The following is a 17,940-nucleotide window of genomic DNA, read 5'->3' as shown; positions in this document are numbered from 1 at the left end:
AGAAGCCATTAAATTGAAAGGTTCGCAGACATTGACAAAAAGTGGGCTGCCAATATTTTGCAAATGTCTTTGCGCAAACAAAAAAGTCCACATCTAAAATAGATGTGAACTTTACCGTCGTTCAAATGAAATCATTTTTGGCAGGTCTCCTGAGTTAAATTCATCACAATTTGTCCCTTCCCTTGAGGTGGTTTTGACAATTGCTCCAATATTACAGTGGTGGGTCCCTACAGGATTTTAACCTGTTTCCCTATTCTCCTTTTCCAAGGCACCAAAAAAGCTTTATTAAATTACTAAAATAATAACATGGAAAATGTCATTTTGTCAAATTTCAAGTGAATTTGTGGGCAGTAATAGTTTTTAAGAAGCTAATTTCATCGGTGCGATCAGTAGGGTAAATTATAGTAAGATATTTGAGAAAAACTTAGCTAAAAATCAAAAAATAGACCTTGAAATTCCAGCTGGAATTTCTTGTTAGTCGACAGCCTATTATGATACAATACACCTCAATATAATAAAATATAAGGGGTATGAAAATTGATTTTAATGATAGACAACTATGATTCCTTCACCTACAATTTAGTCCAATATCTGGAAGGTTTAAATGAGAAAGTTATCGTGAAAAGAAATGATAAAATTACCATCGACGAGATCGTTCTAATGAAGCCGGCCATGATTGTTTTGTCACCAGGACCGTGTACGCCCAATGAATCAGGCATTTGTTTAGAGGTCGTCGATTATTTTAAAGGCAAGATCCCGATTTTGGGAATATGCCTGGGTCATCAAATCATCGGGCAAGCCTTTGGGTGCAAGATTGTTAAAGCCCAAGAACCGGTTCATGGAAAAGTCCATGCGATTACGCATAACAATCGAGGTGTGTTTCAAGGTCTCAATAATCCCTTGAAGGTCACCCGGTATCATTCGTTGGTGGTTGAAAACAAGGAGATCCCGGATTTCTTTGAAGTTACAGCCCAAACAAATGAAGGCGAGATCATGGGGTTGAGACACCGGGAATATAAAATCGAAGGGGTGCAATTTCATCCGGAAGCGATTTTAACTGAAATGGGAATGGAATTATTGGACAATTTTTTTCAATCAACAAAGGAAAAGGATGCGCGATGTTAATACAAGAAATTAAGACAAACTTAAATAGTTTTGAAATGTATCTTCAATTTAAAGACCGACCATACAGCTTTTTTCTGGACAGCGGCAGAGATCCAGACAGTTTTGGCCGATACTCTTTTATCGGGTTTGATCCGTTTTTGGTTTTCAGCAGTAAAGCGGATTCAATCACAGTCAAAACAAAGGACGAAGAAAAAAATTACCAGGGTGATCCCTTTGATGAATTACAAAAACTGCTTAAGCACTATAAAATGGACTATCCGTCAAAATTTCCATTTTTAGGCGGAGCGGTGGGCTATTTTTCCTATGACCTCTGCCATCAGTTAGAAAAGCTTCCCCGAAGTGCAGAGGATGATGTTCAGATACCGGATTGTCATATGGGATTTTATGACGGAATCATTATCATCGATCACAAGCAGAATAAAACATACATTGCCGCCCTTGGCATTGAAGAAAAGTCGGAGACGATTATCGATAAGATCAAACAAAGAATCGAGAAAAATGCGAAGGTCTCGATTCGCTCGGATTTTAATATCAATGAAGAAAAACAGTTTACCGGTAATTTCACAAAAGAAGAATATATGAAAGCTCTGGACGCGGTACATGAATATATTCGGGCCGGGGATATTTATCAGACCAACCTGACACAGCGGTTTGAATGTGATCTGCAAATTACGCCATTGGAATTATACGGTGAATTAAGAAGGATTAACCCGGCGCCTTTTGCCAGCTATTTAGATTTTGGAGAAGGCCAAATTGTTTGCAGTTCGCCGGAGCGGTTTATACAGGTGCAAGGAAGAAATATTCAGACCCGACCGATTAAAGGGACAATGCCCCGGGGAGCAACACCGGCGGAAGATCAAGACAATCGGAATACGCTAGTCAACAGTGAAAAGGATAAAGCGGAATTGCTGATGATTGTCGATTTGGAAAGAAATGATTTAGGCAGAATATCCCGGACCGGCACCGTGAAAGTACCGGAATTGTATAAATTGGAAACTTATGAGACGGTATTCCATTTGGTTTCAACCGTTACGGGAGAATTAAAGGATGACGTGGATGCCATTGATGCCATCAAAGCTTCATTTCCCGGGGGATCAATTACCGGAGCGCCTAAGATCAGGGCCATGGAAATTATTGACGAATTGGAGCCGACCCAAAGAAATATCTACACCGGGTCCATCGGATATATTGGATTCAATGGCGATTTGGATTTAAACATTGTGATACGGACAATTCTCTGCAAGAATGAAAAAGCTTATTTCCAGGTTGGCGGAGGGATTGTTTGGGATTCACAAAACCAATCGGAATATGAGGAAACTTTTGATAAGGGAAAAGCGTTAATGGAAGCATTGAAAAGATATTAAACAAGTTCTAAAATTCAGATAGGAGTGAGCATCATTCAGTACGTATGTTATAATGGTGAAATATTAAAAGAATGCATGGTTCCCGCGGAGCAGGGCTTTCTGTATGGTTATGGCATCTTCGAAACCATCAATATCGGCAAAGGAAAACCGATCTTTTTTGAGGAACACATGGCGCGGCTAAAAAGCAGCGCTTTATTGGTGGGGCTTAATTTTGATGAAAACTATTCTCCGCTGTTGGCTGATTGTGAAAAAATGATCAAGAAAAATCAGCTGGACAAAGGCGGGTTACGGGTTACTTTGAGCAAAGGGACTAAAAAAGATTTGATCCTGATCACGGCCAGAGAAAATCATTATGAAGATGAAACCTTTCAGCAGGGGGTAAGTATCTGCATCAGCGACTATGCTAGAAATGAGCAATCCCTGTTGGTCACGGTGAAATCCAATAATTATTTAGAGAATCTGCTTATTTTAAATGATAGCAAAAGCAAAGGCTTTAATGAAGCGATTTTCTTCAATTCTAAAGGCTATCTGGCAGAAGGAAGCATGAGCAACATCTTTTTTATAAAAAATGAAAAGGTCTATACCCCGGCAACGAATAACGGTCTTTTAGCGGGGATTGTTAGAAATAAAGTCATCGAATTATTAAAGCACCATGAAATACCGTTTGAAGAAGGCTATTATCGTAAAGAAGTTCTAATGGAAGCAGATGAGATATTCATCACGAACTCGCTAATGGAAATTATGCCGGTCAGGCAGGTGGATGATTCAGAATACCCGGTAAAGAATGAATCTTTCACAAATCACTTGAAAAAGATGTACAAAAAAGAATATGATATAATCTGAAATATTGATAGAAAACAAAAGGAGCCGATCAAGATGAAGAATCAATTAAATCGTGAAGCAGCATTGCAATTATTAAAAGAATACAATGAGAGCGAATCACTGCTCAATCATGGCTTAGCCGTGTCCGGCGTGATGGCGCATTTTTCCGAATTAGAGGGGGAAGATCCCGAATATTGGGGGATTGTAGGCCTTTTACACGATTTGGATTATGAAAAATACCCGGAAGAGCACTGCGTAAAAGTGGTTGAGATATTAACAAACAATGGTTATGATGATGCATTTATTCACAGCGTAGCAAGCCATGGGTTTGGAATCTGCACAGATGTTGAACCAACTCACCAAATGGAGAAGATTCTGTTTGCAACGGATGAGTTAGTCGGATTGATTACCGCCTGTGCCTATATGCGTCCGTCTAAAAGTGTCAACGATTTAGAAGTGAAGTCGGTGAAGAAGAAATTTAAAGCTCAAAATTTTGCCGCCGGCGTTAGCCGGGATGTTATTACCAAGGGAGCAGCCATGTCGGGATATTCCCTGGAAGATCTTACCAAGGAAACAATCCTGGGGATGCGCACTATTGCCGATGATATTGGTTTGGGAAACAATGAAGCTTGAACTGCCGAATTCGGTCAAAAAAGCATTTGAAATGCTCGATAACTCCGGGTTCTGCGGCTATCTGGTGGGTGGCAGCGTGCGGGATTGTCTGTTAGAAAAAACACCCCTTGATTTTGACATGACCTCGGATGCTACGCCGGCAGAGATCAAAGCCTGCTTTTCCAATTACCGAGTCATTGAAACGGGGATCCGCCATGGCACGGTTACGGTTATCATCGACGGTCATTCCATTGAGATAACGACCCATCGCAGGGAAGGCAATTATTCTGACAAGCGTCATCCCGATGAAGTAATGTTCACTAAAAATCTGGATGAAGACCTGGCGCGAAGAGATTTTACCATGAATGCTCTGGCGTATCATCCTCAAAAAGGCTTTGTTGATCTGTTTGGCGGTATTGAAGACATTCAAGAAAAACGGATACGTTGTGTTGGCGATCCTCGCGAGCGAATGAATGAAGATGCTTTGAGAATTCTGCGGGCATTGCGATTTGCTTCGGTTCTCGGCTTTGCGTTGGAGGAAGAAACACAAAAGGCCGTCAATGAAGCGTGTGAGCAGTTAAAAGAAATTTCCGCCGAACGCATCGCTGCGGAAATGGTTAAGCTTTTATGTGGGAAAAATGTTAAAAGGGTATTGTTGGAAGAGACAACCGTTCTGGGCGCGGTCATTCCTGAACTGCTGCCGGCTAAAGACTTTGATCAGAAAAATCCCCATCATTGTTACGATATATTGACGCATACCGCTGTCGCGCTTGAAAACCTGCCGCCGACGCCGCATTTGCGTTGGACGATGCTTTTCCATGACCTGGGAAAACCGGCAACGTACAGCCGGGATGCCCTGGGGATTGGTCATTTTAATGGCCACAGCAGGCAGTCGGAAAGCCTTGCCAAGCATCGCTTAAATGCTCTGAAACTTGATAAAGAGTCGATAGCCAAAATCTGTAAACTGATTAAATATCATGACACCGTCGTAGAGCCTTCCAAAAAAAGCGTCAAACGCTGGCTTAATCGCTTATCAGAATCATTGTTTCGGGATTTGCTGGAAATAAAACGGGCTGATGTTTTGGCGCAATCCCTGGAATACCGTTTCCGATTAGATGGATTAGCAGAACTTGAAAACATTCTGTCAGAAGTCATCGCAGAGAATGAATGCTTTTCACTAAAAGATTTAGCCATCAACGGCAATGATCTCATTGCAATGGGCATTGCCGATGGACCGGAGATCGGGCGATTATTAAAGCACTTATTGGAAAACGTGATGGATGATGAGGTGGAAAACGCCAAGGAAGTTCTGATTGAAAAAATAAAGGAGATAAAACAATGTTAATTGACAGCCATGCTCACATAGATGATGAAAAGTTCAATGAGGATCGGGAAGCCGTTCTGGAAAACGCACGAGTTGGTGGTGTTGAAATCATTATCAATCCGGGAGCGGATGAAGCATCCAGTCTTCGGGCCATCGCAATGAGCGAAAAATATCCAATGGTTTATGCAACAGTCGGCATTCATCCTCACGATGCCAAGGACTTCGACACCAAAAAAACAGGACAGCTATTGAGAGAATGGGCAAAAAAAGACAAGGTTGTTGCCATTGGTGAAATCGGTCTGGATTATCATTACGATTTGTCGCCCAGGGAGGTGCAGCAGTCGGTTTTTATTGACCAGCTGTCCATTGCCAAAGAAGTAAAACTTCCGATTGTTATCCATAATCGGGAATCGATGGAAGATATGGTGCGTATTTTAAAGGACCATTTTGCACCGGAATACGGTGGAGTTATGCACAGTTACAGCGGATCGGCAGAAATGGCAAAAGTATTTTTAGACATGGGTTTCTATCTGTCTATTTCAGGCTCACTCACCTTTAAAAATGCGCGCAAACTACCGGAAGTAGTGGCGATGATGCCGTTGGACCGTTTGTTGATTGAAACCGACAGCCCTTATTTAACACCAACGCCTCATCGTGGAAAGCGAAACGAGCCGGCCTATGTTCGCTTGGTGGCGGAAGAAATTGCCAGACTGCGGGGGATAAGCCTGGCAGAAATTTCGGAAATTACCGCGGCAAATACAAAGAAAATATTTGGGATAAAGTAGGAAAAGGAAAATTAGTCTGGTCGAAGATTCATTTTCCTTGACAAGAGAAAAAAATTCGGGTAAAATGTTTAGCGTACCTTCGGGTTAGAAAAATTAATATAGGGGTATAGCCAAGCGGTAAGGCAATGGACTCTGACTCCATCATCCGCAGGTTCAAATCCTGCTACCCCTGCCAAAAAGAAAGCAACCTGTTTTTTAAGTAAAATTAAAAAGCGGGTTTTATTTTATAATTAAATTTGATGGAAGCCCTTATTATCCTAAGAAAGAAGGAAATCTTATGGCAGATCAGGAAATCAGCGTATTTGATATTTATGAATATTTGCCTCACAGTAATTGTGGAAACTGTGGCGAAAATAATTGCATCGCTTTTGCTCAAAAGTTATTAGAAAGAAAAAAGACAATCGGCGGGTGTGCGCCATTGAGAGAAGACATCTTCGAAAATAATCGCAAGAAAATTCAGGATTTAATTAAGCAGTTGTAACGGATAATTGCAGCAAGGATTTTATTTGCATCCCAAAAATGACGAAACAATGATTAATTGTTTTGTCATTTTTTTTGTGGGTATAAACAAAAACAAGACTGGAAAAAATAAGAATGCGAAAAATCTAAGAAAAAAGACACGTTTTAGAAAGGAAAAAAGTTAGATGATGAAGTTCATGAGGTATCAAAAAGGTATTTGCATAGGTATCTTCTTGATCATTGCTTTGTTGCTTTCAACAATTGGTTATTTGACTTATTCGGAGATTAAAAATGTTGTGATTCAGGGACTTGGCGAAAGTGCTGAGAAAGTGGCTGTAACAGCAGCCCATTTCATTGAAGAAGATATGGAGCCTTACAAGGCGTTATCGGAAACAAGCGATTATCAGTCGGACAATTATGATCAGGCTTATTATCAAAAAATGAATGAACTTTTTCAGAATATTCGCGAAGAAACTGGTGCCAGCTATATTTTTACAGCTAAAAAATTATCAGATACACAGTCAGCCTATATTCTGGATGGAGAAGATCCAGAGAGCGAGTTCTTTTCCCCCATTGGGTCAACAGATCAGTTGGTAACGATGGAGGGAGATGTTTTTCGAACCGGCATGGCTGGACATACTGATTTTTTTGAAGGGGAAAAGTGGGGCAGTTATATATCAGGGTATGCCCCGATCAGAGATCCTGAAACAGGGGAAGTGTTGAGTGTGGTAGGCGTGGATTTTTCCAGAGATGCCATCACGGTGCTAATGAAAAATATAAAACAGGCTCTTGTTGTTGGGATTTCGGTGTTGATTATGCTAACCTCGTTTATTATATTTAAGCTGATCTGGGATAGATTTGAGGCTGAAAATATTGATTATTTAACGGAACTTCACAGCAAACGATATCATGACAAGCAACTGGCAGATTTTATCGAGAAGGCAAGAAATTCGGAATGTCATTTATTTTTAATGATGATTGATATTGACTTTTTTAAGGAAATAAACGATGAATATGGTCATGACATAGGGGACCAGGTGCTAAAATATGTCGCGTGTACGATAAAAAAGAATGCTCGAAAAACGGATATTTGTTCCCGATTTGGAGGAGATGAGTTCGTTTTAATTCTATCAGATATCAGTAAAGAACAGGCCGGAAGTATTGCCAAGAGAATAATGTCAAAGTTAAGAAAAAGTCCGGTCGTCTTGGAAGATGTTTTTTTAGAAAGTGGAAAAATTACCATCAGTATTGGCATTGCCGAATGGAAAAAGGAAATGGAGAATCAGAATCTAACTCAATATGCCGATGAGGCTTTATATCTTTCCAAGGGGAAGGGGAGAAATCAAATTACTATTTATGATGGATTAAGTGAGTTGATATAGGGGGCAACGCCCCCCCTTTTTTAACCAGCAATTTTCTTAATACTTGTTGTAATGAACAGCTGCGGGATTATACTGATCTTCTTGATTGTTTATATTTTTATAGTATAATCATAGATGAAATTACTTGAAAAACAAGTAAAAATTATACTTGCGGTTTCCTTTGAGGTAATAATAAGTGCTAAATAACTGACTTGGTCAGGGGGATCAATACGAATGGAAGAAATAAAAACCCGGATTTATATTGCCGATGTAAGTCCTTTGTATCAGTTGGATCAATTAAAAAAATACTTGAGATCTCTTTCTCCAGAACGCCAGGAAAAGGCAGATCGATTAAAATCAATTAATTCGAAGGCACTTTCGATAGGTGCAGAAGTGATTTTGCAGAAAGCAGTATTGAAGTCCTTTGGAATCAAAGAGCAATTAAAGTTAATAAAAGGGGAAGGCGTAAAACCAAGATGTTCGGATCATCCTAATATTCATTTTAATCTGTCCCATTCAGGAAGATTTGTGGTTTGTGCGATAAGCAATGAACCCGTTGGAGTGGATATTGAGCAGCGGGATCGCGTGAATTTTCAATTAGCAAAGCGTTTTTTCCACGCAGTGGAAGTGGCCTGGATCCTGTCACTGCCGGTTGAAGATCAACAACAGGGACTTTGTGATTTATGGTCAATTAAAGAAAGCTATATGAAATATACGGGGAAAGGTTTCGGGCTGCCGATGAATGCCTTTGCCGTCAATATAAACGGTCAATTTCCAGAAAAGATTGAAGTCTCTATCTTTGAACAAGCACAAAAAAAGAATGTCAGCTTAAAAAAATATAGATGCCCGGAAAATTATGTATTGTGGTGTTCCAATGGTTCGAATCGATTTGATAATGAAATTGAATGGGTGAAGCTATAGGGCTGTTTATCTTTGCAGTTAATGCAGATACCTTTGTGGGAATGGAAAAAGTTTGCTGTAGAACATGAGTTCTGTGGACAGACTTATTTTTTTACATAATTTTAAAATATAATCATTTTCAACAAAGAATTAGTTATATTTTATAAACATACACAAGTTCTTCATAAAAAGTTCACAAATAGATGCTAATATTAAAAAATGACATAAGGCTGACACAATAATTTACTAAAATTGGAATTAAAAAAGAAAGAGAGAAAAAAATGACACTATTTATTAATGTAGCAGCAGCCTGGATAAGCGTAGCTTTGGTTATTTTATTAGCAATTATCTATTTGCTGCGAATCTTAAACAAAGGAAAGCGAAAAAGCAAGCTGATTGCAAAAATCAACAAGAAATTAAGAAATTCCCATAAATCGATGGGTATTGCCTTTGTAATATTTGCAGGTATTCATGGGTTCTTTTCATCCGGCGCAATGCTATCATTTAATTTTGGCACGCTCTGTATGGCAACTGGAATCCTGCTTGGTTTAACCTATTTGTTTAGAAAGATTTTCCCGAAAAAATATTTATGGATTAAACCCCATCGCTGGCTAACCGTTGTATTGATTGTCTTCCTGGGGCTGCATTTATGGCAAATTGGAGGAATCATGGGACCGGAAGCATTCTTCACCGGGGTAACAAGCGAAATTGAAAACTCTGTGGCGAAACTATATGGAGGCGCAGCTACGACGGCAACGACAACACAAACAGAGACGACTTCAACAGCGAATTCGGGAACCGCTTCAATCTCTTCGCCAGTGACCGATGCAGTTGTTACGAAAGCCAATCTTTTCATGGAAAATGTTGATCTTAAAGATGGCACCTATACCGGGGTTGCCGATGGATACGGTCCGAATCTTACCGTGAGCGTAACCGTGGCGAGTAATGTGATAACCGATGTCCGCGTGGTGTCTCAAAATGAAGTCGGTGTTCAGCATTACGGTAAAGCCATTGATGCGGTTCCAGCAGAAATAATCGCTAAACAAACACCGGTGGTGGATACCATTTCCGGGGCGACCTATACATCAAATGGCATTATGAAGGCGGTTATTAATGCTCTCGAAAAGGCCGTGATATCTGGTACTTTACCAAGTTTATAGAATATAATCGAAAATGATTGAACTGATTTTCAGTCATCAAACGAATGCTGCCAGGACTTGTTGACAGCTCTTAGATGAAAGAATTTTAAATTTGCGAAGTTTGTTTAAAAAAATGGGTATAATGACACTAAGATAGAGGTGCAAATTGCAACTCGAAATTTAAGGAGGTTTAAAATGCCCAAAATATCCAATATTGAAGTTTTAAAACAAAGAGAGCAACCGACACTAACGATTCGAACGAACACAAAAATCGAAGATTTACCTCAGCTGATTGGAGAAAGTTATCGAAAAATTGGTTCTTATCTTCAAGAAATAGGAGTGCTCATGTCAGATGTGCCATTTGTTGCATATCACAATTTAGATATGCAAAACCTTGATGTGGAAATAGGCTTTCCGGTGGCGATGCCATTGCCGGGAAAGGGCGAGATTCAAGCAAGCTCCATACCAGAAGGAAAGGTTGTCTTCTGCATGTACCAGGGGCCATATTCGGGCATGGAATCGGTATACGGGGAAATGGCAAAATGGATTACGGACAATGGCTATACTCCGAAGGATACCGCTTATGAGTGCTATTACAATGATCCCACGTTTCCAGAAAGTCAATGGCTGACGAAAATTTTAATGCCGGTCAAATGAAAAACAAGCCGTTTTCAAAAAAAGATACCAAATGATTAAACCATTTGGTATCTTTTTTGTTTAAATTTATTGAGAAATTTCAGGGCAGAGCATTTTCAAAATATCGCAGCATTCTTGAAAACGCATAATGCGAGGTACGGGGTAAGTCGGATTACCTTCTTTGAGAATGCGTTTTGCCAGTTCGGGAATATCGTTAGCTTTTAGGGCATAAATTGTTTTTGGAATCCCCATGTTGGCATTCATGGATTTTATTTTTTCAATCAGTAACTTCGACAGGGTTTCATCATCGAACATGGCTTCGCCCAGACCAGAATAAAAAGCAAGTTCAGCTAATTTCTTTTCAGATGACTTGCGAGAAAATTCCAAAATATAAGGAAGCACAATGGCATTGGCCAAACCGTGGGGAACGCTATAATAGCCGCCCATGGCATGGGCGATGGCATGAGTATAACCCACATAGGCTCTCGTAAAAGCCAGCCCACTGTCAAAAGCTGCTTGTTGCATTTTTGAACGGAGATGGATATCCTGACCATTGTGAAAGCAGTTTTCCAGATTATTAATGATAATTTCTGTCGCCTGCAAGGCATTGTCTTTTACAAAGGGGGTGTCGTATTTCCCGATATAGGCTTCAATAGCATGGGTGAGAGCATCCATTCCGGTGGTAGCCGTTAATGATGGCGGCAGGCTTAAGATGAGTTCAGGATCGTGAACAGTGGCTAAGGCAATCAGTTTAGGATCAATGATTGCTAACTTTTCATGATTTTGCACATCGGTTATGAACGCATAAATAGTGCCTTCTGAACCGGATCCGGTGGTAGTTGGAACGGCAAAAAAAGGTGGCAGCTTGCTGGTGAGTTTAAAAAGACCACGCATTTTTTCGATGCTTTTTCGATTGGTGACTTTTGCTGCAATGATTTTTCCGCAGTCGATGGGAGAACCGCCGCCGAAGGCGACAACGCCATCACAATTCGTACTATAATATAAGGCCAAACCAGCTTCAACATTTTCAAAGGTTGGATTAGATTGGATATTATCAAAGATTACCGCTTCGATACCGTTTGTTTCCAAGGCACATAAAAAGGAGTCTAATAACCCCATGGAAAGAAGGGGACGGTCAGTAACCACTAGTATTTTTGTGACGCCGGTAAGTTTAATAATTTCAGGAAATCGTCGCGCCATTCCAGGGCCTTTAAGTACTGGTGGAATGGGAAAATTCAGTAGTTTAAAGGTTTGCTTCATTACCAAATGCGAGGTACGGTAGGGAACGTTCTGTAAGGCTTTTATTACTCTTTTCATAGTGTAACCTCCATTTTCTTATTACCTAGTATATCATTACGAATTAAAATTGGATTAAAAGAGCTTAAAAAATTTACATATTTAAGGGATTATGATAGCCAAGGTCAGCATGATGATAACATTTTTGGGTATCCAGCTGAAGACGCAGGGTTTCCAAGTCTTCCTTAACCCGAACTAGGGTAAGCCCGGCATAGGCATCCCCTTTAGTTATTAATTGATAGCATCCCAATTCGGCCTTATGAAGCCACTCCAGGGCGAGAAGCAAATCTTTTGAAGCCCCCTCCCCGGAAAGATGGCAATGGCCAATGCGATAACAAATATTCGGATACTCGGGACTGGCGGCAGTAACCGTCTTTTCAGCCTGATTGTACCAATATAAGGCAGTGACACAGTCTTTGGAAACGAATTGACCATTATAATACATATCACCAAGTTTATACATGCCATTATGGTGACCTAACTGGGCGGCTTTGCAAAAAAAATAAAAAGCAGTTTCAAAATTTTGGGGGATGTCGCGACCATAATAATAGCAGTAGCCTAAATAATTAAGGGCCAGAGAATTGCCCTTTTCCGCTGCCTTTTCATACCAGCTTTTTGCCTGTTTAAAATCTTGGGGAATCATCAACCCTTCATAGTACATGGACCCTAAAGCGGTCATGGCATGGTCATTTCCCCCATTTGCTAAAATGGTATAATAGTTTATAACCAACTGAAAAATTTCAGCTGATAAATCCTGCTTGTTTTCGATAAAATAATAGTAATCAGCAAGTTCCAGCATGGCCTTTTCATCTCCGCTTTTGGCAAGAAAAGTTAATATGATTAATTTATTGTCATCCATTAATAATCCTCATGATCATATATTTTTTAATATTATAACACAATTGAAAACAAAGAAATATCAATCTTAAATAATAAAAAAGCAAAAAACAAATAGTTTGAAATAAGCCCGACAGCTGCGCTGAAAAATCTATTTTAATTAAACTTCGTATGGATTTCACGCATCAAGGGCAATGGTATAGCTAAAACTTAGCCAATGCATCCCTGAGAAAATTCAGGCGAACAAACAATTTCATCATAGTCAAGTTCAGCATTATCTAGCATCCAAAGCCCATGGACATCACAATAAGAATAGACTGCGAGCACATCGTTTTCCTTAACCATAAAATTGGCTTCAGGCAGATCCTCTGGTGTAAGCTGAACATAAAGTCCGCCATTTCTGGTTTGTACAAAAATCCAGAGAATGGAGTGATCAAGAGTCATGGGGTGGGGAACACGGCCGACTTTCACGTGAAGATGCGTTTTCTGAAACTTAAGAACGGGAATATGTTTCTCCTTAGAAGCTTCAATGGTATTTGGCTTAAGGCCTGCCAAATCATGATCGCAGTATTGAGCAACCGTGCCACTCATTTCAAATAAAGTGCTATTACAGTCATTACATTGATAAAATCGAGTTTTGTCCATAATGATAACCTCTTTCCATAAAAATAGTTTTACACCTATATACCCCAATAATTTAAGTTTACCGGAAATGTTTCATTTTGTGGATAAGTCTGTGGATAAGTCTGTGAATATTTTTGTGAATGAATTTGTGGATAAGTCTGTGGACAACTTGCCGAACAACTTATAATCCGTTATCTACGAGCAACGTGTCAGACCCAATATATAAATTGTTGGGATGACTTCATTTTATTGCAAAGTATTTAAAGATAACTTTTAATCAAAGCTTGCACATCTTCCAACTGGACTTGTTTGTCAATTAGGGGTTTGGCGTCAAATAATTCAGGGCGCTTCTCTTTATACGTGAGTAACTGATTCTGATATAAAATACCAATGGGAATGGTATCCCCAAATTCCATGGCTTTTTCCATGGCGGCTAATTTATTGGTTGGATCATAAGTATCATCCAAAGGTTTAACCCGCTTTTTATAATAAGCAAAGGTGTTTTTCTTATTAAAACTCACACAGGGTTGGAGTATGTCCACTAATGCATAACCCTTGTGATTGATGGCGGCATGCATTATTTTTGCCAGATGTTCTTGATCACCTGAAAAAGCTCGGGCGACAAAGGTTGCGCCAGTGGCAATCGCAATCAGCAAAGGGTTAAATGAAGCGCTCATGTTACAGGCGTCGGTTATATGATCCAAATCACAGGGGTCTGAGGTGGGTGAAGGTTGGCCTTTAGTGAGACCATAGATCTGATTATCATGAACAAAGTGTGTAATATCGACATTTCGGCGAATATTATGGATAAAGTGATTGCCGCCTTCACCATAAGAATCGCCATCACCGGTATTTACGATCACAGTAAGATCATCATTGACAATTTTAATGGCGGCGGCTGCGGGTAAGGCGCGGCCGTGAAGTCCGCTGAAGCCATTGGCACTAATATACTGATTTGTTTTTGCAGCTTGACCAATACCACCGACCAGGACAATCTGGCTGGGCGGGGTTTCCATTTCATTTAAAACGCCAGTGAGTGTTTCAAGAATGGAAAAATTACCACAGCCGGGACACCATGCTGTTTCAGAGGTTGTGAATTCTGCTTTTTTCATACTAGAAACCGCCTTTCATATTTTTTATGCCTGATAAAATATCATCCACCGACAATTGCCGACCATCATATTTCAGAATACTGTTGTTACAGCAAATAAGGGCTTCCTGGCGGATCAGAGCGGCCAGCTGCCCGGTGGCATTCTGCTCGACGTTAATTATTTCAACAACCTGTGCCGCATAATATTTTAGTTGGTTTATAGGCAGCGGATAAATATCGCCAAATAAAAGGGCACCATAATTTTCCACATCGGCATTGAGAATATCCACGGCCTCTTTTATGGCGCCGCTTGTTGAACCGAATCCCAGGAGTAAAGACTGACAGTGTTCATACCCATAAAATTCAGGTTCAATGAGTTCATCCTTTAGTAAATCTAATTTATGCATTCGTTTTTCCACCATTTGGTTACGAAGACTGGCAGATTCGGTAATCTGACCAAATTCATCGTGTTCATCGCTATCGACACGCACCAGGGCTTCGGTTTTTCCCGGAATACGGAGTGGGGAGATACCACTGGCAGTAAGCGCATAGCGACGATAGCGTTCTTTTTCTGGCAAGGCATCTGGCTCGGGGGAATAGGTGACAATATCATTGGTATTTAAGATTGGCAGGGTTGTGGTGGAATCAGCCAGATATTGATCGCTTAAAAGGATTACCGGCAGTTGATATTTTTTAGCCAAAGCAAAACTTCGAGCCGTTTGATAGAAACAATCCGCGTGATCTCTTAAAGCAATAACCATCCGGGGAAATTCCCCCTGGGAAGCAGAAATGACAAAATTTAAATCACTTTGTTCGGTCCGAGTTGGAAAGCCGGTAGCCGGTCCGGGGCGCTGAACATCAACAACAACCAGCGGAATTTCGGCGATCCCGGTGAAGCCAAGGGCCTCAACCATTAGAGAAAAGCCTCCGCCAGAGGTTCCCGTCATTGCCGGTGCACCGGCGTAGGAAGCACCAATCGCCATGTTGATCGCGGCAATTTCGTCTTCGGCTTGTTCCACCGCCACATTCATTTTATTGCCATGAGCGTTGAAAAAATCCAGAAGTGTCGTTGAAGGAGACATCGGATAGGCAGAATAAAATTTTAGCCCTGAAGCTAGAGCGCCCAAGCCAATAGCGGTATTGCCCGATAAAAGAATCTGATCTGAAGTTTGAACAGGATCAAGATTAAATCGTGGTTTCACTAAATTATAACCTTTTTCTAAAGCACTTAAATTTACGGCAACTAAATCAGCGCGTAAATTGGTTTTGAAAATATCCGCTGCGGGTGTTAGCGAAAAATCGAAAAGCTTAAGAAGTGATCCAATCGCGACACTGCTGACAACCTTTGGATTGCCAATTTTTTTTGCCGCTTCTTTAAGGGGTAATCTCATCACACGGTCATCATCAATGATTAAAGAATCATCACATAAAATAAAACCATTACTGGAAAGTTGATGGCAGTGTTCTTTATAGGTTGTTTCATCAATGGCAAAGAGGCCGTCTAAGGTATCCCGATGAGCAGCCAGAGGGGTATTGCCAAAGCGTATCTGGGTGAAATTGTGGCCACCTCGCACCCGGGACATAAAATCACGAATCGTAAAGAGATGACAGCCTGATTGTTTCAAAATTTTTTCTAAAAGCGCGGACATAGTTTCAATGCCATCTCCGGCGGCTCCGCCTAATAATAGGTTATACATACAGAACCCTCCAATCAATAAGATAACCAATATAAAAGTTGGCTCTGTTACTGTGTACCCAACTACCTTGATTCTAAAAGGATGATCTGAATTTTCTTAAAGAAATTATTTGGCCTTGTAAATTGAGAATGAATACGTTATAATTATCTATGTCGTGCTAGACGGAGAGTTAGCGGTGCTTTGTAACCTGCAATCCGCTGTAGCAGGGTTGAATTCCCCACCGAGGCTTCAGGTTTTGAGGTCTGCCGGAGGAAAGTGGTGTTGACAGTTGGACCCTTCGCAATAGAAACTTATGAACCCCGTCAGGTCAGGAATGAAGCAGCGGTAAGTAAGATCTTTTATGTGCCGGAGGATACTCTGGCTCGAGCTAACTGCCAAAGTAACGCTTGGAAGCTGTTTGTCGAAGTGGGGTGCACGGCAAAAAAGTATCTTAATGACTCTTTAAATACCAAACCGTGTTTGGTGTTTTTTTTTGTGCGAAAATGCAGATAATTAATGGCCTTCATGGAATAAAATTTAGGGATAATCTATAATTTAACAATTATTCTTGCTATAATGGTAAAAATATAAAAAGTATGTCTGCATCTAAATGATTTGGTGGACGTGTAGAATAAACTTACAGAAAAGAGAGGAAAAGCGATGCGATTTTTTCAAGTAAAGCCGGCCATTTATTATGGAGAGGGTGCCTTAAAAGAAATAGAGAATTATAATTTTAAGAAGGTGTGTATTGTCACCGACCAAGGGATGGTTAAATTTGGTTTATTAAAAATGTTAACTGATCTGTTGGATGAAAAAGGAATCGATTATCACGTCTTTGCAGACGTTGAATCCGATCCCTCTACGGACATTGTGGAAAAGGGATTAATGCATATTATTATGAATAAGCCCGATGCTCTGATTGCCATCGGCGGGGGGTCGGTTATCGATGCAGCAAAAGCGATTATTTATTACTGTGTCAATTTCAAACGGATTATTTTTGAAGATGAATACGTTCATAAACCGACTTTTATTGCCATTCCCACAACAGCGGGAACTGGTTCAGAGGTGACCGAATATGCCGTGATCACAGACAAAAAAAACAATACAAAAATTCCATTAACCGATATATTGATGATGCCGGATGCGGCAATACTGGACTCCAAGCTCCTTGAAAGTGTACCAGCCGGGTCAACAGCGGCTACAGGAATGGATGTCATGACCCATGCCATCGAATCATTTATTTCAACGGGAAACAATCCATTTGCCCGCTGTTATGCCAACAAGGCAGTTGAATTGGTGTTCCGAAGCTTGCATTGCAGTTATGCGGATGGTCATGATCTTGAAGCAAAGTCGAGTATGCAAATTGCATCCTGTATGGCGGGGATTGCTTTTAACAGTGCCGGCTTAGGGATTACGCATAGTATTGCTCATGCAATTGGGGCTTCTTTCCATTTGCCTCACGGGCTGGCCAATGCCATTGCGCTGCCCTATGTCATTAAATTTAATGGGGCGGATGATAAGGTTCAACACCAGTATGCGCGCCTGCTTAGCGGTTCCGGAATATTGAACATATCCGGAGATGCCACCGGCACCCTTTACAATAGCGTGGTATCACTTAATAACTCTTTGAATATTCCCACTTCATATAAAGTATTTGGCATAGCTGAAGAGGATTATCTCAAAGCCCGGGACGAAATGCTGGGTAAAGCCATGGCCGATGTTTGTACGTCAACGAATCCCGTGGAAGTGACCCGAGCAAGTCTACAGATGGTTATGGATCAGACCTATTACGGATTTTAAATAGAACCTTTAAGGCAGCATTAAATTTTAATAGTAAATGTTTTGTCCTTAAGCTCAGCCTCAGTGTGTCTTGCACTGAGGCTGAATTTG

Annotated in this window: 17 protein-coding genes, 1 tRNA gene, 1 other RNA gene and 1 riboswitch; of the genes, 14 read left to right on the top strand and 5 right to left on the bottom strand. The window is 40.6% G+C overall.

The genetic code is table 11. The features are described 5' to 3' along the window. Positions 1 to 122: 122 nt before the first annotated feature. A riboswitch (cobalamin riboswitch) is annotated at positions 123 to 291 on the bottom strand. A gap of 246 nt (positions 292 to 537) precedes the next feature. The 12 genes from FZC41_RS04735 (at position 538) to FZC41_RS04680 (ending at position 10,548) form a co-directional block, all read left to right on the top strand. Then, on the top strand, positions 538 to 1,125 hold the full coding sequence (locus FZC41_RS04735) for an anthranilate synthase component II (protein WP_170253851.1): 588 nt from the start codon (positions 538 to 540) through the stop codon (positions 1,123 to 1,125). Beyond that, positions 1,119 to 2,489: an aminodeoxychorismate synthase component I gene (gene pabB / locus FZC41_RS04730; protein WP_148566237.1), complete on the top strand. Its 1,371-nt coding sequence runs from the start codon at positions 1,119 to 1,121 to the stop codon at positions 2,487 to 2,489. Before FZC41_RS04735 ends, pabB begins: the two co-directional genes overlap by 7 nt. Before the next feature lie 24 nt (positions 2,490 to 2,513). Then, positions 2,514 to 3,332: an aminotransferase class IV gene (locus FZC41_RS04725; RefSeq protein ID WP_170253850.1), complete on the top strand. Its 819-nt coding sequence runs from the start codon at positions 2,514 to 2,516 to the stop codon at positions 3,330 to 3,332. Positions 3,333 to 3,365: 33 nt separating this feature from the next. Then, positions 3,366 to 3,944: an HDIG domain-containing metalloprotein gene (locus FZC41_RS04720; RefSeq protein ID WP_148566235.1), complete on the top strand. Its 579-nt coding sequence runs from the start codon at positions 3,366 to 3,368 to the stop codon at positions 3,942 to 3,944. Further along, positions 3,913 to 5,268, top strand: a complete 1,356-nt coding sequence (locus FZC41_RS04715; RefSeq protein ID WP_243136654.1) for a CCA tRNA nucleotidyltransferase — start codon at positions 3,913 to 3,915, stop codon at positions 5,266 to 5,268. The genes FZC41_RS04720 and FZC41_RS04715 overlap by 32 nt, the downstream gene beginning before the upstream one ends. After that, positions 5,262 to 6,032 (top strand): TatD family hydrolase, encoded by a 771-nt coding sequence (locus tag FZC41_RS04710; protein WP_148566233.1) that lies wholly within the window; start codon positions 5,262 to 5,264, stop codon positions 6,030 to 6,032. Before FZC41_RS04715 ends, FZC41_RS04710 begins: the two co-directional genes overlap by 7 nt. Before the next feature lie 100 nt (positions 6,033 to 6,132). Beyond that, positions 6,133 to 6,207, top strand: a tRNA-Gln gene (locus tag FZC41_RS04705). Positions 6,208 to 6,309: 102 nt separating this feature from the next. After that, positions 6,310 to 6,513: a (Fe-S)-binding protein gene (locus tag FZC41_RS04700; protein ID WP_148566232.1), complete on the top strand. Its 204-nt coding sequence runs from the start codon at positions 6,310 to 6,312 to the stop codon at positions 6,511 to 6,513. 163 nt (positions 6,514 to 6,676) lie between these two features. Beyond that, the gene (locus FZC41_RS04695) at positions 6,677 to 7,873 is read left to right on the top strand and encodes a GGDEF domain-containing protein (RefSeq protein WP_148566231.1); all 1,197 of its coding nucleotides are present in this window, start codon (positions 6,677 to 6,679) and stop codon (positions 7,871 to 7,873) included. 213 nt (positions 7,874 to 8,086) lie between these two features. Next, the gene (locus tag FZC41_RS04690) at positions 8,087 to 8,773 is read left to right on the top strand and encodes a 4'-phosphopantetheinyl transferase family protein (RefSeq protein ID WP_148566230.1); all 687 of its coding nucleotides are present in this window, start codon (positions 8,087 to 8,089) and stop codon (positions 8,771 to 8,773) included. A gap of 260 nt (positions 8,774 to 9,033) precedes the next feature. Then, entirely contained in the window at positions 9,034 to 9,912 is an 879-nt protein-coding gene (locus FZC41_RS04685) for an FMN-binding protein (protein WP_148566229.1), read from the top strand. Positions 9,913 to 10,086: 174 nt separating this feature from the next. Beyond that, positions 10,087 to 10,548 carry a GyrI-like domain-containing protein gene (locus tag FZC41_RS04680; protein ID WP_186855148.1) on the top strand — a complete coding sequence of 154 codons (462 nt, stop codon included), beginning with the start codon at positions 10,087 to 10,089 and terminating at the stop codon, positions 10,546 to 10,548. 66 nt (positions 10,549 to 10,614) lie between these two features. Here the strand turns inward: FZC41_RS04680 and FZC41_RS04675 are convergent, their stop codons facing one another. From FZC41_RS04675 to FZC41_RS04655, 5 genes are all read right to left on the bottom strand, one after another. After that, positions 10,615 to 11,844, bottom strand: coding sequence for an iron-containing alcohol dehydrogenase (locus FZC41_RS04675; RefSeq protein ID WP_148566228.1), 1,230 nt, complete (start codon positions 11,842 to 11,844; stop codon positions 10,615 to 10,617). 73 nt (positions 11,845 to 11,917) lie between these two features. Continuing rightward, positions 11,918 to 12,682, bottom strand: coding sequence for a tetratricopeptide repeat protein (locus FZC41_RS04670; RefSeq protein WP_148566227.1), 765 nt, complete (start codon positions 12,680 to 12,682; stop codon positions 11,918 to 11,920). Positions 12,683 to 12,870: 188 nt separating this feature from the next. Next, positions 12,871 to 13,305, bottom strand: coding sequence for a desulfoferrodoxin family protein (locus FZC41_RS04665; RefSeq protein WP_148566226.1), 435 nt, complete (start codon positions 13,303 to 13,305; stop codon positions 12,871 to 12,873). A 239-nt stretch (positions 13,306 to 13,544) separates the two neighbouring features. Next, positions 13,545 to 14,396, bottom strand: coding sequence for a 2-oxoacid:ferredoxin oxidoreductase subunit beta (locus FZC41_RS04660; RefSeq protein WP_148566225.1), 852 nt, complete (start codon positions 14,394 to 14,396; stop codon positions 13,545 to 13,547). A gap of 1 nt (position 14,397) precedes the next feature. After that, positions 14,398 to 16,071: a 2-oxoacid:acceptor oxidoreductase subunit alpha gene (locus tag FZC41_RS04655; protein WP_148566224.1), complete on the bottom strand. Its 1,674-nt coding sequence runs from the start codon at positions 16,069 to 16,071 to the stop codon at positions 14,398 to 14,400. Positions 16,072 to 16,223: 152 nt separating this feature from the next. On the opposite strand from FZC41_RS04655, the gene ffs reads away from it, so the two are divergent. Together ffs and FZC41_RS04645 are read left to right on the top strand one after the other, a co-directional pair. Beyond that, positions 16,224 to 16,489: signal recognition particle sRNA large type (gene ffs, locus FZC41_RS04650), an RNA gene on the top strand. A gap of 221 nt (positions 16,490 to 16,710) precedes the next feature. Beyond that, positions 16,711 to 17,850: a 1-propanol dehydrogenase PduQ gene (locus FZC41_RS04645; RefSeq protein WP_148566223.1), complete on the top strand. Its 1,140-nt coding sequence runs from the start codon at positions 16,711 to 16,713 to the stop codon at positions 17,848 to 17,850. Positions 17,851 to 17,940: the final 90 nt, after the last annotated feature.

This window comes from Acetobacterium paludosum (assembly GCF_008086595.1).
Classification (GTDB): domain Bacteria; phylum Bacillota; class Clostridia; order Eubacteriales; family Eubacteriaceae; genus Acetobacterium; species Acetobacterium paludosum.
The sequence above is the reverse complement of the archived record's forward strand: the minus strand, read 5'-3'. Positions and strand labels throughout refer to the sequence as shown.